The 19085-nt window shown below is 45.9% G+C and carries 11 protein-coding genes; 6 read left to right on the forward strand and 5 right to left on the reverse strand.

Annotated elements, in window-relative coordinates:
* The first annotated feature begins 18 nt into the window (after positions 1-18).
* The 5 genes from RKD52_RS16910 (at position 19) to RKD52_RS16930 (ending at position 7337) form a co-directional block, all read left to right on the forward strand.
* Positions 19-1872 carry a bifunctional homocysteine S-methyltransferase/methylenetetrahydrofolate reductase gene (locus RKD52_RS16910; protein WP_454100626.1) on the forward strand — a complete coding sequence of 618 codons (1854 nt, stop codon included), beginning with the start codon at positions 19-21 and terminating at the stop codon, positions 1870-1872.
* On the forward strand, positions 1865-5278 hold the full coding sequence (gene metH, locus RKD52_RS16915; protein ID WP_454100627.1) for a methionine synthase: 3414 nt from the start codon (positions 1865-1867) through the stop codon (positions 5276-5278). The genes RKD52_RS16910 and metH overlap by 8 nt, the downstream gene beginning before the upstream one ends.
* 136 nt (positions 5279-5414) lie before the next feature.
* On the forward strand, positions 5415-6284 hold the full coding sequence (locus RKD52_RS16920; protein ID WP_454100628.1) for an SDR family oxidoreductase: 870 nt from the start codon (positions 5415-5417) through the stop codon (positions 6282-6284).
* A 554-nt stretch (positions 6285-6838) separates the two neighbouring features.
* Positions 6839-7027, forward strand: a complete 189-nt coding sequence (locus RKD52_RS16925) for a hypothetical protein (protein WP_342824565.1) — start codon at positions 6839-6841, stop codon at positions 7025-7027.
* Positions 7028-7202: 175 nt separating this feature from the next.
* Positions 7203-7337: a YjcZ family sporulation protein gene (locus tag RKD52_RS16930; protein ID WP_081870098.1), complete on the forward strand. Its 135-nt coding sequence runs from the start codon at positions 7203-7205 to the stop codon at positions 7335-7337.
* Positions 7338-7387: 50 nt separating this feature from the next.
* Here the strand turns inward: RKD52_RS16930 and RKD52_RS16935 are convergent, their stop codons facing one another.
* The 3 genes from RKD52_RS16935 to RKD52_RS16945 all read right to left on the reverse strand — a co-directional run bounded on the left by RKD52_RS16935 (position 7388) and on the right by RKD52_RS16945 (position 13793).
* The gene (locus RKD52_RS16935) at positions 7388-8323 is read right to left on the reverse strand and encodes a manganese-dependent inorganic pyrophosphatase (RefSeq protein WP_369732178.1); all 936 of its coding nucleotides are present in this window, start codon (positions 8321-8323) and stop codon (positions 7388-7390) included.
* A 178-nt stretch (positions 8324-8501) separates the two neighbouring features.
* Complete coding sequence (locus tag RKD52_RS16940) at positions 8502-12731, reverse strand: tetratricopeptide repeat protein (protein ID WP_454100629.1); 4230 nt, start codon at positions 12729-12731, stop codon at positions 8502-8504.
* A gap of 126 nt (positions 12732-12857) precedes the next feature.
* Entirely contained in the window at positions 12858-13793 is a 936-nt protein-coding gene (locus RKD52_RS16945) for a nucleoside hydrolase (RefSeq protein WP_454100630.1), read from the reverse strand.
* Positions 13794-13926: 133 nt separating this feature from the next.
* On the opposite strand from RKD52_RS16945, the gene RKD52_RS16950 reads away from it, so the two are divergent.
* Positions 13927-16311, forward strand: coding sequence for a penicillin acylase family protein (locus RKD52_RS16950; RefSeq protein ID WP_454100631.1), 2385 nt, complete (start codon positions 13927-13929; stop codon positions 16309-16311).
* Positions 16312-16354: 43 nt separating this feature from the next.
* Here RKD52_RS16950 and RKD52_RS16955 read toward each other — a convergent pair whose 3' ends face one another.
* Both RKD52_RS16955 and RKD52_RS16960 read right to left on the reverse strand, forming a co-directional pair.
* Positions 16355-17401, reverse strand: a complete 1047-nt coding sequence (locus tag RKD52_RS16955; RefSeq protein WP_454101256.1) for a LacI family DNA-binding transcriptional regulator — start codon at positions 17399-17401, stop codon at positions 16355-16357.
* A gap of 135 nt (positions 17402-17536) precedes the next feature.
* Positions 17537-19072 carry an alpha-amylase family glycosyl hydrolase gene (locus tag RKD52_RS16960; RefSeq protein WP_454100632.1) on the reverse strand — a complete coding sequence of 512 codons (1536 nt, stop codon included), beginning with the start codon at positions 19070-19072 and terminating at the stop codon, positions 17537-17539.
* Positions 19073-19085: the final 13 nt, after the last annotated feature.

Below are 19085 nucleotides of genomic sequence, written 5' to 3' on the forward strand. Positions count from 1 at the left end.
TTTAGGAGGTTTATAGCTTTGGCACTTTTAACAGACTTGCAGACAAAAATTCTGATCGGGGACGGAGCAATGGGCACCCTGCTTTATTCCCACGGTGTGGACCGGTGTTTTGAAGAACTGAACCTGTCAAAACCCGATGACATTCTGAATGTTCATAAGGCGTATCTTGATGCCGGAGCTGATGTCATTCAGACAAATACGTACGGGGCCAATTATATCAAGCTGTCGAGATACGGGCTTGAAGATGAGGTGCGCGCCATTAACCGCAAGGCTGTGCAGATTGCAAAGCAAGCTGCGGAAGGCACCTCAGCCTATGTCCTCGGAACAATCGGCGGGGTCCGTGCTTTTAAAAAGGGCTCTTATTCGCTTGAGGACCTGCGGCGAAATTTCAGGGAGCAGCTTTATCTTCTGCTGAACGAAGAGCCGGACGGCCTCCTGCTTGAAACGTATTATGATCTTGAAGAAATGAAGACGGTTCTTGAGATTGCAAGAAAAGAAACAGACTTGCCGATTATAACGAACATTTCCCTTCATGAAATCGGCGTTCTTCAGGACGGTACTCCTCTTTCTGACGGCCTGTCCCAGCTTGAGGAGCTCGGGGCGAATGTTGTCGGGCTGAACTGCAGGCTTGGGCCATATCATATGCTCTCATCTCTGGAAGAAGTTCCTCTTCCCGAAAAGGCCTTCCTGTCTGTTTATCCGAACAGCAGCCTCCCGACCATTGAGGAAGGCAGACTTGTTTACGGATCCGGTGAAAAATACTTCGCTGAAAGCGCACTTGCTTTTAGAAATCAGGGTGCGAGATTAATAGGCGGCTGCTGCGGAACGACTCCTGATCATATCAGGGCGATGGCTTCTGCACTTAAAGGACTGCCTCCAGTGACAGAAAAGAAGGTGAAAGCTAGGAAAGAAGAAATCTCCATTGCCTCAGCTGCCGAGAGAAAGTATCCTCCGCTGCAGGATATCGTAAAAGAAAAACGATCCATTATTGTCGAGCTTGACCCGCCGAAAAAGCTCGGTATTGAAAAATTTTTAAAAGGAGCAAAGGCCCTTCAGGAGGCTGGAATCGATGCCTTAACTCTTGCGGATAACTCTCTTGCTTCCCCAAGAATCAGCAATGGCGCGATGGGATCCATTGTCCAGCAGACCCATGGACTCCGCTCGCTGATCCATATTACGTGCCGTGACCGGAATTTAATTGGCCTGCAGTCACATTTAATGGGTCTCCATACTCTCGGCTTAACAGATGTTTTAGCCATAACAGGAGATCCGTCCAAAATCGGGGATTTCCCGGGGGCAACTTCTGTTTATGACCTTTCTTCCTTTGACTTGATCAGTCTGATTAAGCAATTTAATGACGGGCTTTCTTACTCAGGAAAACCGCTTGGCGAAAAAACGAACTTCTCAGTTGCCGCCGCCTTTAACCCGAATGTGAAGTACCTTGATAAAGCCGTTAAAAGGCTGGAGAAAAAAATAGCGTGCGGCGCTGATTATTTTATCTCCCAGCCGATCTATTCCGAAAAACAGCTGCTTGATGTCTATGAAGAAACAAAACACTTAACCGTACCGGTTTATATCGGCATTATGCCGCTCACCAGCAGCCGGAATGCCGAATTTATTCATAATGAGATTCCGGGCATTACCCTGTCTGACAGCATCCGCGAAAAAATGGCCAATGCCGGAGATGACAAGGAAAAATCGTATCAGGAGGGTCTGGCCATTGCCAAAAACCTGATTGATGCTGCATTTGATCTGTTTAACGGCATTTACTTGATCACACCGTTTTTGAATTATGAACTAACCGTGGAATTGACGAACTATATTCATAATAAAGAGTCTGAGGCCACCGAAAGGAAGATTACGCATGTCTGATATAAAAAAACAGCTTGAGAAAAAAATCCTCGTTCTGGACGGAGCGATGGGCACCATGATTCAGGACGCCAATCTTTCTGCAGATGACTTCGGCGGAGAAGCTTATGAAGGGTGCAACGAATATTTGACTATAACTGCACCTGAGGTCATTCAATCGATCCATGAAGCTTACCTTGAAGCAAAAGCAGATATTATTGAGACAAACACGTTCGGGGCTACGAAAATCGTTCTGGATGAATACGATCTTGGGCACCTTGCCTTCGAACTGAATAAAAAAGCGGCTGAAATTGCGAAAAGAGCAGCTGAAAAATACTCAACACCCGAATGGCCCCGCTTTGTAGCTGGCTCAATGGGACCGACAACAAAAACGCTCTCTGTTACGGGAGGAGCCACATTTGAAGAACTGATCGAGAACTATGAAGAACAGACACTGGGACTGCTTGCAGGCGGAGCCGATCTGCTTCTTCTTGAAACGAGCCAGGACCTGCTGAATGTAAAAGCCGGCTTTTTAGGCATTAAGCGTGCCTTTGAGAAGACTGGAAAAGAAATCCCGCTTATGGTATCAGGGACGATTGAGCCGATGGGCACGACCCTTGCCGGCCAGGACATTGAAGCCTTCTTTATTTCCCTTGAACATATGCAGCCTCTTTCTGTCGGCTTGAACTGTGCGACAGGGCCTGAGTTTATGACAGACCATATCAGGACGCTGTCAGGCATGGCCCATACAGCTGTCAGCTGTTACCCGAACGCCGGCCTGCCGGATGAGGAAGGAAAATACCATGAATCCCCGCGTTCGCTTGCTCAGAAAGTGAAGGGTTTTGCAGAACAGGGCTGGCTCAATATTGTCGGCGGCTGCTGCGGAACCACACCCGCCCATATCACGGCTATCGCAGATGCAGTCAGCGAACTGAATCCGCGCACCGTCCCGGAACGTGATCCGGCACATACCGTTTCCGGTATTGATCCGCTTATTTATGACGACTCCATGAGACCCCTGTTTGTCGGGGAACGGACAAATGTCATTGGATCAAGAAAATTCAAACGCCTGATTGCCGAGGGGAAATTTGAAGAAGCATCTGAAATTGCGAGAGCACAGGTTAAAAACGGAGCACATGTCATTGATATTTGTCTTGCAGACCCTGACCGCGATGAACTTGAAGATATGGAAGCATTCATAAAAGAAGTGACCAAAAAAGTAAAGGCGCCGCTTGTCATCGATTCAACCGATGAAGCTGTCATTGAAAAAGCACTCTCTTATTCCCAGGGAAAAGTCATCATCAACTCGATTAACCTCGAAGACGGCGAAGAGCGCTTTGACGCAGTTGTTCCGCTGATTCATAAATATGGTGCCGCCGTTGTTGTCGGAACCATAGACGAAAAGGGCATGGCTCTTACAGCTGAGGAAAAGCTTGATATTGCGGTCCGTTCGTTTGAACTGCTTACTGAAAAGCACGGCCTGAGTCCGTCAGATATTATTTTTGATCCCCTCGTTTTCCCTGTCGGCACAGGAGACGAGCAGTATATTGGTTCTGCTGAAGAAACCATTAAGGGCATCCGCCTGATCAAAGAGCGACTTCCGGAATGTCTGACCATGCTTGGAGTCAGCAATGTATCCTTCGGCCTGCCGCCTGTCGGACGCGAAGTATTGAACGCAGTTTATCTTTATCACTGTACACAGGCGGGACTTGACTATGCCATTGTCAACACAGAAAAACTTGAGCGTTTTGCTTCAATTCCGAAACAAGAAGTAGAAATGGCAGAAACGCTTCTTTTTAATACAAATGACGAAACACTCGCGACTTTTACAAATCACTACCGCGGGAAGAAAAAAACAGCCAAAAAACCTGTACAGTCCCTTCCGCTTGAGCAGCGTCTCGCCCAATATGTTGTTGAGGGGACAAAAGAAGGACTGATTTCAGACCTTGAAATAGCCCTTAAGGAATATGATGCTCCTCTCGATATTATTAACGGTCCGCTAATGAGCGGAATGGCTGAAGTCGGAGAGCTGTTCAATACAAACCAGCTGATCGTCGCCGAGGTTCTTCAAAGTGCAGAAGTAATGAAGGCTTCCGTCTCCTTTTTAGAGCAGTATATGGAGAAGAAGGATGACAGCGGAAAAGGAAAAATCCTGCTTGCAACGGTTAAAGGTGATGTGCATGATATCGGGAAAAACCTCGTGGATATTATCCTGAGCAACAATGGCTACAAAGTAGTGGATCTCGGAATTAAAGTGACCCCGCAGGATTTAATTGCAGCTGTCAGAAAAGAAAAACCGGATATTGTCGGACTTTCAGGCCTGCTTGTTAAGTCAGCCCAGCAAATGGTCCTGACCGCTCAGGATCTGCGTGAAGCTGACATTTCTGTACCAATCCTGGTCGGCGGCGCTGCCCTTTCCAGAAAGTTTGCAGACGGAAAGATTGCTCCGCAATACAGCGGACCGGTGGTGTATGCCAAGGATGCGATGGACGGCCTTTCACTTGCAAACCGGATCCGCGTCGACCCGGCCCAGTTTAAAAAGAAAGAAGTGCGATCTGAACGGTTTTCTGAAAAGAAACCGACTGCCGCAGTGACAGAGCTGCTTGAAAAAAGAGCAGAGCTTGCACCGTCCCCTGTTTTTGTGCCTGAGGACTGCAGACGCCATATCATCAAAGATTTCAATTTGCAGCACCTCATCCCTTATATCAACATGCAGATGCTGATCGGCCATCACCTCGGCCTCAAGGGAAAAGTAAAGGAAATGCTGAAAAACAATGATCCAAAAGCTGTTTCTCTCAAAGAAACCATTGATGAACTCCTGAAGCAGGGAGAGGCGGAAAAATGGTTTGAACCTGCTGCGGTTTATCAGTTCTTCCCTGCTGTATCAGAGGGAAATTCTCTGCACATTCTGGATCCTGAAACAGAAGAAAAGCTGCAGACCTTTGACTTTCCAAGACAATCCAAGCTGCCGCACCGCTGCATTTCAGACTATGTTCGTCCGGACGGCGGAATGAGAGACTATGTATCCTTCTTTGCTGTTACGGCAGGAAAGAAAGTAAGAGAGATTGCAAACCGCTTCAAGGAACAGGGCGACTATTTGAAAAGCCATGTCGTTCAGGCACTTGCCCTTGAACTTGCTGAAGGTCTCGCCGAGCGGACGCACCAGCTGATTCGAGATCAGTGGGGCTTCCCTGATCCACCGGACTTTACAATGGATCAGCGCTTTTCAGCCAAATATCAGGGCCAGCGGTTCTCTTTCGGATATCCTGCCTGCCCGAATCTTGATGACCAGGCCAAATTATTCGATCTGATCAGGCCTGAAGACATCGGAGTGAACCTTACAGAAGGCTTTATGATGGAACCTGAAGCATCTGTTACGGCCATAGTCGTTGCCCATCCTGAAGCACGGTATTTCAACGTTTTGAACTGAGACTTCTGTCTCGGTTTTTTTTTTGCCGGAATCAGGTGTTTTATCAAAAAAAGATAGGGAATATATAAAGCATGTCCAACATACTTATCGGATTTTTCACCATACTAAACGTGATCAAAACCTGGAGGGATTGTAAATGAGCCAAAACAGCCAAACAAATAAAACGATGCCTGCACAGCATCAGGATGTGCAGCCAGGGCATGAAAATCAGATGCATCCAAAACCCGAGTTTGACAGCCATCAATACATAGGCAGCGGCAAGCTTTCGGATAAAACAGCGATCATCACAGGCGGTGATTCAGGCATCGGGCGGTCGGTAGCCGTCCACTTTGCAAGAGAAGGCGCAGATGTTGTCATTTCCTATTTGGATGAACACGATGATGCGAATGAAACGAAACGCCTTGTTGAACAGGAAGGCAGACAGTGTCTGCTTATTCCGGGAGATATCGGAGATGAAGCATTTTGCGGACAGGTAGTAAACGAAACAGTCAGCAAGTTCGGCAAAATTGACATTCTTGTCAACAATGCGGCTGAGCAGCATCCGCAGGCTGGCATTGAGGAAATTACAAAAGAGCAGCTTGAACGCACATTCAAAACAAATATTTTCTCTTTTTTCTATATGACAAAAGCAGCCCTTCCCCATCTGAAGCAAGGAAGCAGCATCATCAACACGTCATCCATCACAGCTTATGCAGGAAACGAACAGCTGATTGATTATTCAGCCACGAAAGGTGCCATTACGACGTTCACACGTTCCCTTTCCATGTCTCTTGTGAAAAAAGGCATCCGGGTAAACGGCGTAGCTCCGGGTCCAATCTGGACACCGCTCATCCCTTCAACGTTTGATGCAGAAAAAGTTTCAGAGTTCGGCGCCGACACGCCAATGGGACGCCCCGGACAGCCTGATGAACTTGCACCAAGCTACGTATTCCTCGCAAGCAGCGACTCAAGCTACATCACCGGACAGATGATTCATGTGAACGGTGGTAAAATCATTAACGGCTAAGAAAAGCGGAGCCGACCGTTTAGACCTGACAGGCAGAAAAGAAATCACCCGAAAAGTCCGACTTTGACTTTTTGGGGGATTTTGTTCTGACGGAAGGGCTGGGAGGCGGAGCTGGACAATGAAGAAAAGCGGAATCGCCCGTTTAGCCCTGACAGGCAGAAAAGAAATCACCCGAAAAGTCCGGTTTTGACTTTTTGGGGGATTTTGTTCTGACGGAAGGGCTGGGCGATGGAGCTGGACACCACGAAAAGCGGAATCGCTCGTTTAGCCCTGACAGGCAGAAAAGAAATCACCCTAAAAGTCCGGTTTTGATTTTTTGGGGGATTTTGTTCTGACGGAAGGGCTGGGAGGCGGAGCTGGACAATGAAGAAAAGCGGAATCACCCATTTAGACCTGAAAGTTACAAAATCTAATAAGTTTACCGCTGCAAAAAAAGCCCGTATCCAAAACGGGCTTTTTTCGTGTCTTCAAATTATATATTCTTAAGAAAATGTGCATGTGACCTATACTATTAAGAAAACGCTTACATATACTGTATTAGGAAGGAGGGGATAATGATGGATCGATTAATTTTCTTATTCCTTGCAGCCATTCTTGCAGGCTTTGCTCTAGTTGAACTTCCGCTGGCCGGAACATTCCTTGCAAGCCTAGCACCGTTTACGACAGTCGTTGGCGTTTTAGCAATCTTAGTTTTTTCTTTCGTTTTGATTTTCCACGGCGTCAAAAGCTTATTTAATAAGTAGCTGATTTCAAGGCCGGAGATCCTTTTCTCCGGTCTTTTTGTGCTGCTGGAAATGTCTTTTATGAGCTGAGTTCAGTAAGCAATAGATAAATAGGCTAACATAATTCTTTCTTCCGCATACCCTAAATTTGAGCAAGAGAAAAGCTCACGATTTCATGATTGGAGGAGACACAACCATGAGTAAAGATGGATGCGGCGGCGGATACAATAATGGATTCGCGCTAATTATCGTATTGTTTATTTTGCTGATTATCATCGGTGCTTCTTTTGTCGGCGGCGCTGGTTATGGTCCTGGACCTGGCTACTGCTAAAAACACAAAAAAAACGGCTTGCAGTGCAGGCCGTTTTTTTAAATGAAATTTTACAGTGCGTTTGTTAAAACTTCTGTCAGGACAGGTACAATTTGTTTCTTGCGGGATACAACGCCTTTCAGCACCGCCATGTTATCAATAAGCTTTACATCGTATGCCTGTTCTACCGCGCGTGTTTCACGGCCAAGAGCAATGGCAACGGAATCATTGATCAGGATATCTGTTACGACAAATACGAACAAGTCCAATTCTTTTTCAGCGATAACCGCTGAAACCATCGCTTCGATTTCTTCTTTATGAACAAGAATGTCGTTAGGATCTACCGCATTTACCTGTGCAATCTCAACTTTGTAATCGCCCATTGAGAATTCTTTTGCATCAAGAGAAATGAGTTCTGAAACTGTTTTGCCGCTGAGGTCAGCTCCTGCTTTCAGCATATCAAGTCCGTACACTTCTGCATCCACGCCGGCAATGGCTGCAAGTTCTTTCGCAGCTGCTACATCCTGCTCTGTGCATGTAGGTGATTTAAACAATAATGAATCAGAGATGATGGCAGACAGCATAAGGCCCGCAATTTCTTTTGGAATGCTCACGCCGTTCTCTTTGTAAATCTTGTTCAGGATTGTAGCTGTGCATCCGACAGGCTCCGCGCGGTAATAAAGCGGATCGCTTGTTTCAAAGTTTGCGATGCGGTGATGGTCAATAACCTCAAGCACGTGTACTTTTTCAATGTCACTGACACTTTGCTGGCGTTCGTTATGGTCGACTAAAATGACCTGGCTTGTCTCATTCGCAGCTGTTTCGATCAGTCTTGGAACGTCAACTCCAAATGTATTCAGAGCAAATTCTGTTTCGCCGTTGATTTCTCCGAGGCGGACAGGCTCTGCATTCATGCCTAGCTTTGTTTTAAGATCAGCATACGCAATTGCAGAGCAAATCGTATCTGTATCCGGGTTTTTATGACCAAAGATCAATACTTTTTCCATCTGAAAAACTCCTTTATTCTATCTGTTTTTGCTGAATCAGCATACATTCTCTTATTTTAACAGAAAAGCGGCTTTCTGCTACTTTTTCTTTTAGGCGGCTTAGGAAAGCAAATCACCCGCGAAACATTGCACTCTATTATTATGACCGCTTTCCACTCCCTTTTTCAAGTGGACAGGTTTATCTGCCGGCTGCTTTATTCACCGGGAAGTATCCCGCTTCTTTCAGCGGATCGAGGTCTTCATCCTCTTCGGCCATTTCCATGAAGATGAAGTCTTCATCAAGTTCATACAGGGCCTCAAGCTGTTCTGCGGCTTCTTTAAACCGTTTCATTGAGGCAAGATAGCAGGCTCTGTTATAAAGACAGAGAAGATCCTCAGGCTCAAGTGCAATTGCCGCTTCAACAGCTTCAAGTGCTTCTTTCAACTTGAATTGATGTCTGTATATGAGGCCAAGCTGATTGTAATTGTCGTGGTCGTCAGGGCTGACATCCATCGCCTGCCTGATGTGAGCTTCCGCCTGCCGGTATTTTTCATCTTCTGTATAGAGTCTTGCCAGATGGAAATGTCCCTTTTCCACTTCCGGATCAATTTCCAAAGCCCGTTTAAACGCACCTACTGCCTCTTCAAAGTCTCCGAATTCAAGCAGGGCGATGCCAAGAAGACTGTAATAGTCTGCATCTTCCTCGTCCTCAATCAGTGCTTCAAGTAGACCGCATGCTTCTGAGAGGTAGCGGACTGCTTTCTTTTCGCCTGCAGCAGCCGCTTCTTGAACAAGAAGGCCTGCAAGTTTATAGGCTGCGGCAGGTTCAAATGAATGGCGCAGTGACTGCTGCAGCACTTTAATGGCATCTTCATTAAGCCCAAGCTGAAGCTGTAGATCAGCAAACCATATGACGGCGGTTGTATTTTCCCTGTCAAGCTTTACCGCCTCTTCGTACAGATGAAGAAGAACTCCAAGTTTTAAACTTGCTTTTGAGATGCCTGTAATCCGCTTCAGCCAGCCTTTTTGCTCCTCCGCCTGTTCGAACGCATCCTGCATGTCTTTTAAGTGTCTTTCATAAGAAACTGCTGCATGCATGAAAATGATGCTTTTTTCTTCGTTTGAAGCTTTCAGTCTTTTCAATTCTACTTCAAGCTTTTGTATCGTTCTTGTTTCCATCATCAAATCAATCAGTGTGTCGTACAAAGTCCTGGTATCCGGATGGACAAGGATCAGCTTGAAAAGAAGAGCCTTTGCCTCTTTTGCTTTCCCGCGCCTGATCAGAAATGCTGCATAATGATGCTGCACCTGCAATTGGTCCGGATCAAGTTCAAGAGCCTGCATGAGGTGCTGTTCCTCTTTCTCAGCATCGCCGAGTTTTGCATAGACATGTGAGAGAGAATGGTGAAGGAATGCCTCTTCCACTGTTCCTTCAAGCTTCAATAGGTCCTGTTTAAAGGACTCTGCTTCTGCTTTTGTTTCCATTAAATTCAGCAGAACATCTGCTGAAATACAGTAAGGATCAACATGGAAAGCGGACAGGAGATAGTCTTTTTCTGCAGTCTTATCTTCTCTGCGGTTTGCAACTGATGCAAGGTCGAGCATCGCCTGTTCATGTTTCGGATCCAGCTCGAGAACTTTTTTATAATGACGCTCCGCCTCCGTGTACTCTTCAAGCTTTAAGGCGACCTCGCCAAGCCGGTAAAACGTGAAAACTTTTTCACCGCAGATTTCAGCAGCCTGGCGGTATAATTTTCTTGCTTTAACAATTGAGCCCTGCTGTTCATGAAGATAGCCCGAATAGGCTAAAATGGCCGATTCGCTTACCTTCCCTTTTAAACGTTCATAAAACGCAAGGCCTCTCCGGTAATGCCGTGTTTCAGCAATCATGTCCGTATAGATTTCCATTGCCTCTTCCACATTTTCGTCAGCAAAGGAGATTGCTTTTTCCATATAGGACAAAGCAAATTCCTCGAAAGCATCGCTTTCATCCATTTCGCTGCTTGCAGCAAACATCCGTTTCCCGGCGTTAAAGAGAAACTCGCTGTCATGCTGAAATGCTTCATAATGCGACTGAATTTCTTTAAAGAAGCGGGCTGTATCCCCTTCTTCTTTGTAAAGAGCAGCCAGAGCAATCCGTGAAAATGCGTCCTTTTCATCAAGGGCAGCCGCCATGCTGTAAAGTTCCCTGGCCTGCTGATACTCTTCTCGATTCTCCCGAATAACGCCCGCTGCATGAAGAAGCTCTTTCTTGTCATCTGCTGTTTGAATTCCCTGATCAAGAACGCCTAGAGCCTTCTCCTCATCCTTAAAAACGGAATCATAGAGGTCCGCAAGTTCAATAAATGCTTCTGCTTCAGCCGGATCAAGGGCAGCAGCGGTCCGGAATCCGCGGAGTGCCGCCCGGTATTTGCCGAGGGCCAAGTCGCATTTCGCCCTTTGAAGCCAGACGTACCCGTCATCTTTGTTTTCCCTCAGGCATTCGTGAAGCAAGCCTCTAGCCTCCTCCGGCCGGTCTGCTTCAAGCAGAAGGAGGCAATGATTGACGATTGTGAAAAGATCCAGGCTGTTAATATCCATTGCAATTTCAGAAAGCCTGAGCGCTTCTGCCGACTGGTTTCTGCTGAATGCTGCCATCGACAGGTAGGTCCATAACACGTGGTCTTCAGGCTCTTTTTTCAGGGCTTCTTTAAAAGCCGAATAGGCTTCATCGTACTGCCCGGAACCGTAGCTGATTCTGCCTTTTGTCAACCAATAGACCCCCGGATAATGGCGGGACTTGGTGCTGTTCAAATAGCTTTCTGCCTGTTCATTGTTTTTTGCGCTGTAATAGGCCATAGCGGCTGTAAGACTGTGGTATTCCGCCTGTTCTTTATGCTTTGAAATGACTTCTGCAGCTGCGCTTAAGATTTCTTCATCCACAACACCCGGCAAGTATTTCATGATATAGGCGGACACGGCCATGTGCCCGATATTCTCTTTCAGGAAATCCTGATCTTCACGGCTGAGTTCCTTATGAAAAATTTCGGTCAAAGCGAAAAGTTTTTCAGACATCTCATGTACGTGATCAGGCAGAAGGACGGACAGGTTTGAGTGTCCCTTTGGAGAAATGGCAAGCGATAACGCACCATTGTTTCCAAATTCGCGCTGCAGATCTTCATACATCAGCTCGTGCGTATATCTGTTGTTTGGGTCCTGCACGTGAAAAACCTGAAGTCTGTCATCATACCCGACAATCAATTGAACATGGGACGCCGTAGGGTAATCAATATTAACCATAATGGCTATATCACGGTCAAGCAGCTCTTTAAATACCTCTTCGTTTCCAAAAAAATACGTGCACCGGAATTCTTTTTCTTTAAAATAAGCAATCATCTTAGAAAGCTTTGATCCGTTTACGGCAAAAATGGATTCGGCAATCTCATCCTGTTTTACGGTTTTCCCGTACATGCTGAAAACCATCTCTGCACAGGCAGGAACACAATAGTTGTACTTCTGCACGACCGGTTTATAAGCGGTATTTTTCTTTTTAAAGCTGCCTTCTTTTTTAAAATGCTTAAAATAGGACTTCTCTTTAAAATGGCTGTGTTTGTTTAAGTAAGATTCAAGAACATCAAAATCTTCTTCCCCGTAATGGGATTCGGCCGTGTAGTATTCGGTCATTTTCTTGTAATCGTGGTATTGGGTAAGCTCATTCAGCCGCTGAATCGTGTCCCGCATCTCTTCCCACTTCTTTTGCTTTGAACACAGTCTGATTTTTTCGATAAGAAGTTTTGGATAATCGGGGTACAGGGTCATCGCTTGGTCAAGCTCACGCTTTGCAAGTTCAGCTTCCCCTTGAAGAGCCCAATGCTGAACAAGAAGCAAACGGGCAATCACACCGTCTTTCTTATCCTTTTTCCCCGCTTCAAGAAGGGGGACAGCCTTGTCCCAGTCGCCGCTTTGAAGATAGTAATAGCCCCATCTAGTATTCATGCTGTCCTTCGCCAGCGCTTCACATTTTTTCATATACTCATAGGCTGCCCCGAGTCTTCTCATCTGCATGAGAACAGTCGCCATGGAAAAAGAGAGCTTTTCTCTCAGCTCATCTGTAAGCTCCTGTTTCTCAACCTGAACAAGCAGCTCTTCTGCCTCAATCAGCTTGTGTTCATCCGCAAGCTGTTCGCTGTACCAGATGGCCGTCTGCGGAGAAGGAGCCGTCCGGTACATATCCCGAATCATAATTGAGCTCAGCTGATCCATCAGGCTTTCCTCTGCTGCAATCAGCAATTCCTTCATTTCCTTTTCATTGCTGCCGCAGCGGATAAAAGATTTGAAAGCTGTCAGACTATTTTTCGCTGCCATTTCCTGATACGCCTCTGAAAAGTGAGAAACTGCCGTCTTGTATTCTTGCTTTTCAAGCATTTCCTCTATGTATGATAGATTCATTTTTACCCCTCGCCCGTTAGTTTGTAAAACGCTTTATAAGGTAACTATACTCTGTTCCGGTGCTTTTGCAATCCATTTTTCCATGCAAAAAAAACCCGCATGAAAGCGGGTTCTGGCAGAAGATATTCAGTTGATTTCGGATGCCATGACTTTGATGAAATCAGTCAGAAAATCCTGATAGTTAAAATTCAGTGCAATGGTATGTTTCGCGCCAGGCGGGGTGAGGTGATTACGGAAATCGGCAAAGCTCATTCCTCTTGCATCTCCCAAAACACAAACAGAAACGGTTTTTTTGACAGAATAAATTTTTTCCTGATTCATCATAAAGTAGATGGCAAAGGCGTCGTGGATCGATGGACCATTCTGGTGCGGCCTAAGCTTCGCATAAGCGTCTGAATAATAATTCGTTACAGACGGAATCAATGCTTTAAACGGATTTTTTGAAATGGAATCGATGTACGCGGCAGTCTCTCTCGTTACGATGGCCCGGTCCGTCACATTGAGGGGCGCGATATGGACACTTTTTGCATAGTTAAGGACAACATTTGCGGCGACAGGATCCCCGTGGTAATTTGCTTCAGCAAGCGCCGTGACGTTTCCGGGCACAAAAAAGGCGCCGCCCATGCTGAATATATCGTTCACCTGCTGCAGCCTTTCAAGGTTTAAATTGAAGGCATGGGCAAGCGATGTGGGCCTGCCGATATCGGCAATCGTCAGATCAGGGTGTTTTTCAATCAGTTCAAATACATGGGAAAACCTTTTTAGATTCACCCTGATTCCTTTTGGAGGCCTGATTGGCCCGAGTCCTTCCGCGCCGTGTATTTCCGGATAGTAGACAGACAATTCACCGCTTAACGGGAAGGTAGCCCCTTCAATGACCGGGATATCTTCTCTCCCTGCAAGTTTCAGCAGATAGGCAGTATTCTCTGTTGCCTGCTGCTTTGAGACATTGCCGAAACTTGTGACAATTCCAAGCAGTTTTATGTCAGGGTGCAGCAAAGCATAAATAATCGCAAGCGAGTCATCAATGCCGGGGTCGGCAAACAGCAGAAGTTTTTTCATGCATCAGTCACCTTTTTCCATTTGATAGTTCACTATATGAAGGAAAAGCCGTTTAGAGAATTCCTATTTTATCCAAAGGGTTTTTGGTGAACCAGGTGGTATATAGTTCTTAAATCATATTGGGAGTGAGAAAATGGAAGCACAGGTACCGCGCAGAGGGATGGCAGGTAAAAAGAAGGGAATTTGGATCGGAACGATAGGACTACTTTTTTTGATTACTGGAGTCCTGGTTTTTGTAAACCTTTACATAAGCAGAAGCCTTCCTGGTTTATCTGGAGAGGTATCCGTTTCAGGTCTTTCGGCAGAGGTGAACGTCACAAGGGATAAGCATGGTGTCCCCCACATCCTCGCCGTCTCAGATCAAGATCTCTACACAGCTCAGGGCTATGTTCAGGCACAGGACAGACTTTTTCAAATGGATTTAAGCAGAAGGCAGGCATCCGGAACACTCAGCGAAGTCGTTGGGGAAGCAGCCATCGAAAGAGACAAGTTTTTCAGGACACTCGGACTTAGAAGAGCAGCTGAGGCGTCCTATCCAATTTACGATGAGACATCAAAAAAGGCGATGCAATGGTTTGCAGACGGTGTGAATGCCTTCATCAAAGAGGCGGAGGCTGAGGGAAAACTGCCGTTTGAATTCAGGATACTGGGCTACGAACCAGCTGAATGGACGCCCGCTGATTCCCTGACGATAGGGAAATATATGGCCTTTGATCTCGGCGGCCACTGGTCTGGACAGGCCTTCCGCTACTGGGCCATGGAAAACCTGCCGGAAGAAAAAGCACTGGACCTTTTCCCAACGTATCCAAAGAATGCACCTGAAATCATCTCTTCCTACAAAGATTCGGATTTAGATATTGAAACTGGATTTGCTTCTGCCGTTATACCGCCGGAATTTAACGGAAGCAACAACTGGGTAATAAGCGGAGAAAAGAGTGAAAGCGGCAAACCGATGCTTGCAGACGATCCCCACCTTTCGCTCGGCACTCCGTCCATCTGGTATCAGATGCATCTGCAAAATGAGAACATGAATGTAAGCGGCGTTATTTTTGCGGGAGTTCCGGGGATTATTCTAGGTCATAATGAAGACATCGCATGGGGTGTGACAAATACCGGCCCTGATGTGCAGGATTTATATATCGAAAAACGCAATCCTGAAAACCCGAACCAATTTTTATACAACGGAAGTTATGAGGATGCCGCTGTCATAAAAGAACCGATTGCTGTAAAAGACGGAAAAACGATTGATTATGAAGTAGTAGAAACGAGACACGGTCCGATCATTTCGGATTTTGCCCATGATTCAAAGAAAGACACAGCGCTTTCGATGAAATGGACGGCTCTTATGCCGTCAACCGAATTTCAGGCAGTTCTTTCGATGAATAAAGCGAAAAACTGGGATGAATTTGAGCGGGCACTTGCCGACTTTCACGTTCCGACCCAAAACTTTGTGTTTGCCGGCAAAGACGGAACGATTGCCTACAAAGCAAACGGGAAAATTCCGATCCGCAAAAAAGGCGACGGCATGCTGCCTGTTCCGGGATGGACAGATGAATACGAATGGGAAGGATTTATTCCATATGATGAGCTCCCGCGGACTGTTAACCCCAAGGAAGGATTTGCTGCCACCGCGAACAACAAAGTGATCGGCGATGAGTACCCCTATCACATCAGCCATCACTGGGCGCAGCCATACAGGTATATGAGAATAAAGGAAGTACTGGAATCCAAAGAGAAGTTTTCCCTTCAGGATATGAAAGACCTTCAAATGGACAAGAAAAATCTGTATGCTGAAGAATTTTTAAAGCCCCTTCTTGAACAGCTTAAAACGGCTGATTTAAATGAAACCGAACAAGCAGCAGCGGACCTGCTTGGCGGCTGGAATATGACTGACGATAAAGAGCTTGCCGCACCCCTTTTGTTTCATTTATGGATGAAGCAGATTCCAGCCGTGCTGTTTGAAGATTCCATTCCGGAGAAAATGGATGATTTATTTGAAGGGAAACAGGGGATAACGGATGAACTCTTAAGGCGGGCTTTGAACGGGGATGAATCTAAGTGGTTTACAGATCAGGGCGGATTCCAGCAGGTTCTTCTCGCTTCTTTTCAGGATATCGTCAGTCTGATTCAAGAAAAATACGGCAATGATCCCGGCAGCTGGAAATGGGGTGAGTATCATCAGCTTTATTTCGCCCATCCGCTTTCTTCCGCTTCACCTGTTCTAAAGTGGCTTTTTAACAGGGAAAATCCTGTGCCTGTCGGAGGCAGCCAAATTACAGTGCAGGCTGCAAACTATAACGCGGAAGGCACAGTGAATCACGGAGCTTCATGGCGGTTTGTCATCGATGCAGCTGATCTCGGCAAAGGCCACCATATTGTCGGGCCTGGCCAGTCAGGGCATGTTAAGAGTGAATGGTACAAAGATCAGCTTGATGATTGGGTAAATGGAACCTATCATGTGACAGATATTAAAAAGGCCGAGGGGAAAAAGACGCTTGTGCTTGTGCCGGGCGGCTGAATACAGCAGATGAAACAAAAACGGCCCTGAAGGCCGTTTTTGTTTAGATTATCGTTGTTTTTTTTGCAGGAACGTATTCTCTGCATGATTGACGCTTCATCAGCTTATGCGGGATGATAATGCGCTTGATCGGGTCCATCGGATCTTCCACCAGCTGAATGACATGCTTGGAAGCTTCATAGCCTAATTGAAAAATATTGATATCAACGGTTGTAAGCGGCGGTCTTGACACTTCAGAAAGCATAACATTATTGAATGATACAACAGATACATCATTCGGAACATTAATGCCCATATCATCAAGGGTGTTCAGCACCCCAAGAGCCATCAGATCGTCTGCTACGACAAGAGCTGTTGGAGGCTCATCCAGGTTAAACAGTTCCTGAACGGCTGCCTGCCCGCCCTCTTTTAAAAACTGTGCGTGAATGATGTAATCATCACGGTAAACAAGGCCTGCGTTGCGTATCGCTTTTTCATATCCCAAAAGGCGCTCGACCGTTACGACAAGCTTGAGATTTCCCCCGATGAACGCCACCCGCTCATGGCCAAGCTGAATCAGATGATCCGTAACTTCCTTCGCTGCACGGTAGTTATCATTGTCTACATGCGTAATGTGCTCGACATCTTTAAATGGCTTGCCGACAATGACAAACGGGAATTTTTTTCTGAGAAGATATTTAGTCAGCTTATCGTCTACTTGAGAATACAGGAGAATGATGCCGTCTACCCGTTTCCCTTCAACCATTTGCACGACGCCCTCCATAATTTCAGCGTCCGTTTCACCCGTCGACATATGCAGAGCATAATGTTTTTGATGGGCTCCTTTGCTTATGCCGCGGATAACTTCAGGAAAGAATGGATTTAAGAACGCTTTGTCAGCAGAACCCGGAATCACGATGCCGATTGCCTGGGTTGACTGATTGGCAAGACTTCTGGCAATGAAATTGGGATGATACCCAAGCTCACTCATCGCTTCTCTAACTCTCTCTTTTGTTTTTTCACTTATACGCGGGTTATTAGCAATCACTCTCGAAACTGTTGATGGAGCTACATTTGCTAACTTTGCGACATCTTTTATTGTTGCCACAATCCCATCCCTCTCTTACTGGCATGATCGGAGATTTTCTTCTCCGGATAAGTATCATTTAATCTATCACGAATGCTTTAAAGCTACAATACTGTAACCGCATTCAAATCTTTTCTGTAAAAAGGGGAAAGATTTCCCCTATGCTTTCTTCCTTCTGTTCCGGTACAAAAATCCTGCAAATAATGCGGGAACGGCTATAAATACACTGATCAGCGGAATATTCGGTCCTGTTTTTTCAACAGTCTCATAGATTTCAGCAGTCTCTCTGTCGAGAATAAATTCGTACTCCCCGTTTTTCTCTTCGGTACTGTCCCCGGTTAAAAGCCCGTTCAGTTCTTTACCTTCAGAGAGAGCATCAGCCGGAACAACAGCCGTTCTTGATTCTTCGGTATTGTTTACGGCAACCACCGTTGTTTCACCTTTGTATGTCCGCTTGAAAATGGTCATGCCCTTTTCATCAAACAGCACTTCCATCTCTCCTCTTCTGAGAGAAGGAAATTCATTTCGGACCTTTCCAAGCTTTGAAACATATTTTATGAGTTCATCATTTGCACGGAAATTCATCATTCTGCGATTATCCGGATCATTGCCTCCGTCCATCGCAATTTCAGTTCCGTAATACACAATCGGCATGCCCGGTGCAGCGTACATGTATGTCAGCGCCATTTTAATACGGGTAACCGGATTCTGTTTATTGACAAGAGCTTTTCTCGTAAATCGTTCGTTATCATGATTATCAATAAAATTGCCTAAAACAAATGGATCCTTGTACAGAACCTGATTTCTTTTAAAAACATTTGCAAGCATTCCTGCAGTGCCTCCTGTATTGGAAAACACTTTGGAAGCATCCTCATAAAACGGGTAGTCTACAACAGAATCAAGTCCTGCTTCCGTATACCCCGCAACATACTTCGGGTCCTTATCCCAGACCTCTCCCATTAAAAAGAAGTCGCTTTTGACTGATTTTACTTCCCTGGAAAACTCTTCCCAGAATGCTTTTGGGACGTGACGGACTGTATCAAGGCGATAGCCGTCAATGTCTGTCTCCGTAATCCACCATTTTGCAGCGTCTATCAAAAACGCTTTCGTTTCCGGATTTTCCGTATTCAGATCAGGCAGACCGAAAAGCCAGCCATTTTCTACTTCCTCTTGGTTTTGCCAGTTGGCAATGTCCTTTTTTTCATGAAACCAGTCTTTTTTGTCCGGATCATTTACCCACGGATGCTTATAGCCGGTATGATTGACTACAAAATCGAGCATCACTTTCATGTCGCGCTTGTGCGCTTCTTTTACGAGCGTCTTGAACTCTTCAAGTGTTCCAAAGTTTTCATCAACGTTCTTGAAATCACGGATCCAGTAGCCATGATAGCCGCCTTCTTCATTATCGAACACAGGAGTCAGCCAGATGGACGTAAAGCCCATTTCCTGAATGTAATCAAGCTTGTCAATGATTCCTTTCAGGTCCCCTCCGTGATAGGCTTTCGGATTTTTCGGATCTGCTTCAAAATCATTGGACGTGTCGCCATTATGGAAGCGGTCCACCATGATAAAATACATACTTTCATCCTGCCAAGAACGATTTTCCTCCTTCTTTTCAGCACCGGCATGAGACGCCGGGAATGCTGATAGAAGAAGAAAAGGGATGACTAGTCCTTTTATAAACCGTTTAAACATCCCTATGCCCCCC

The sequence above is a fragment of the Metabacillus sp. SLBN-84 genome, from assembly GCF_053629595.1.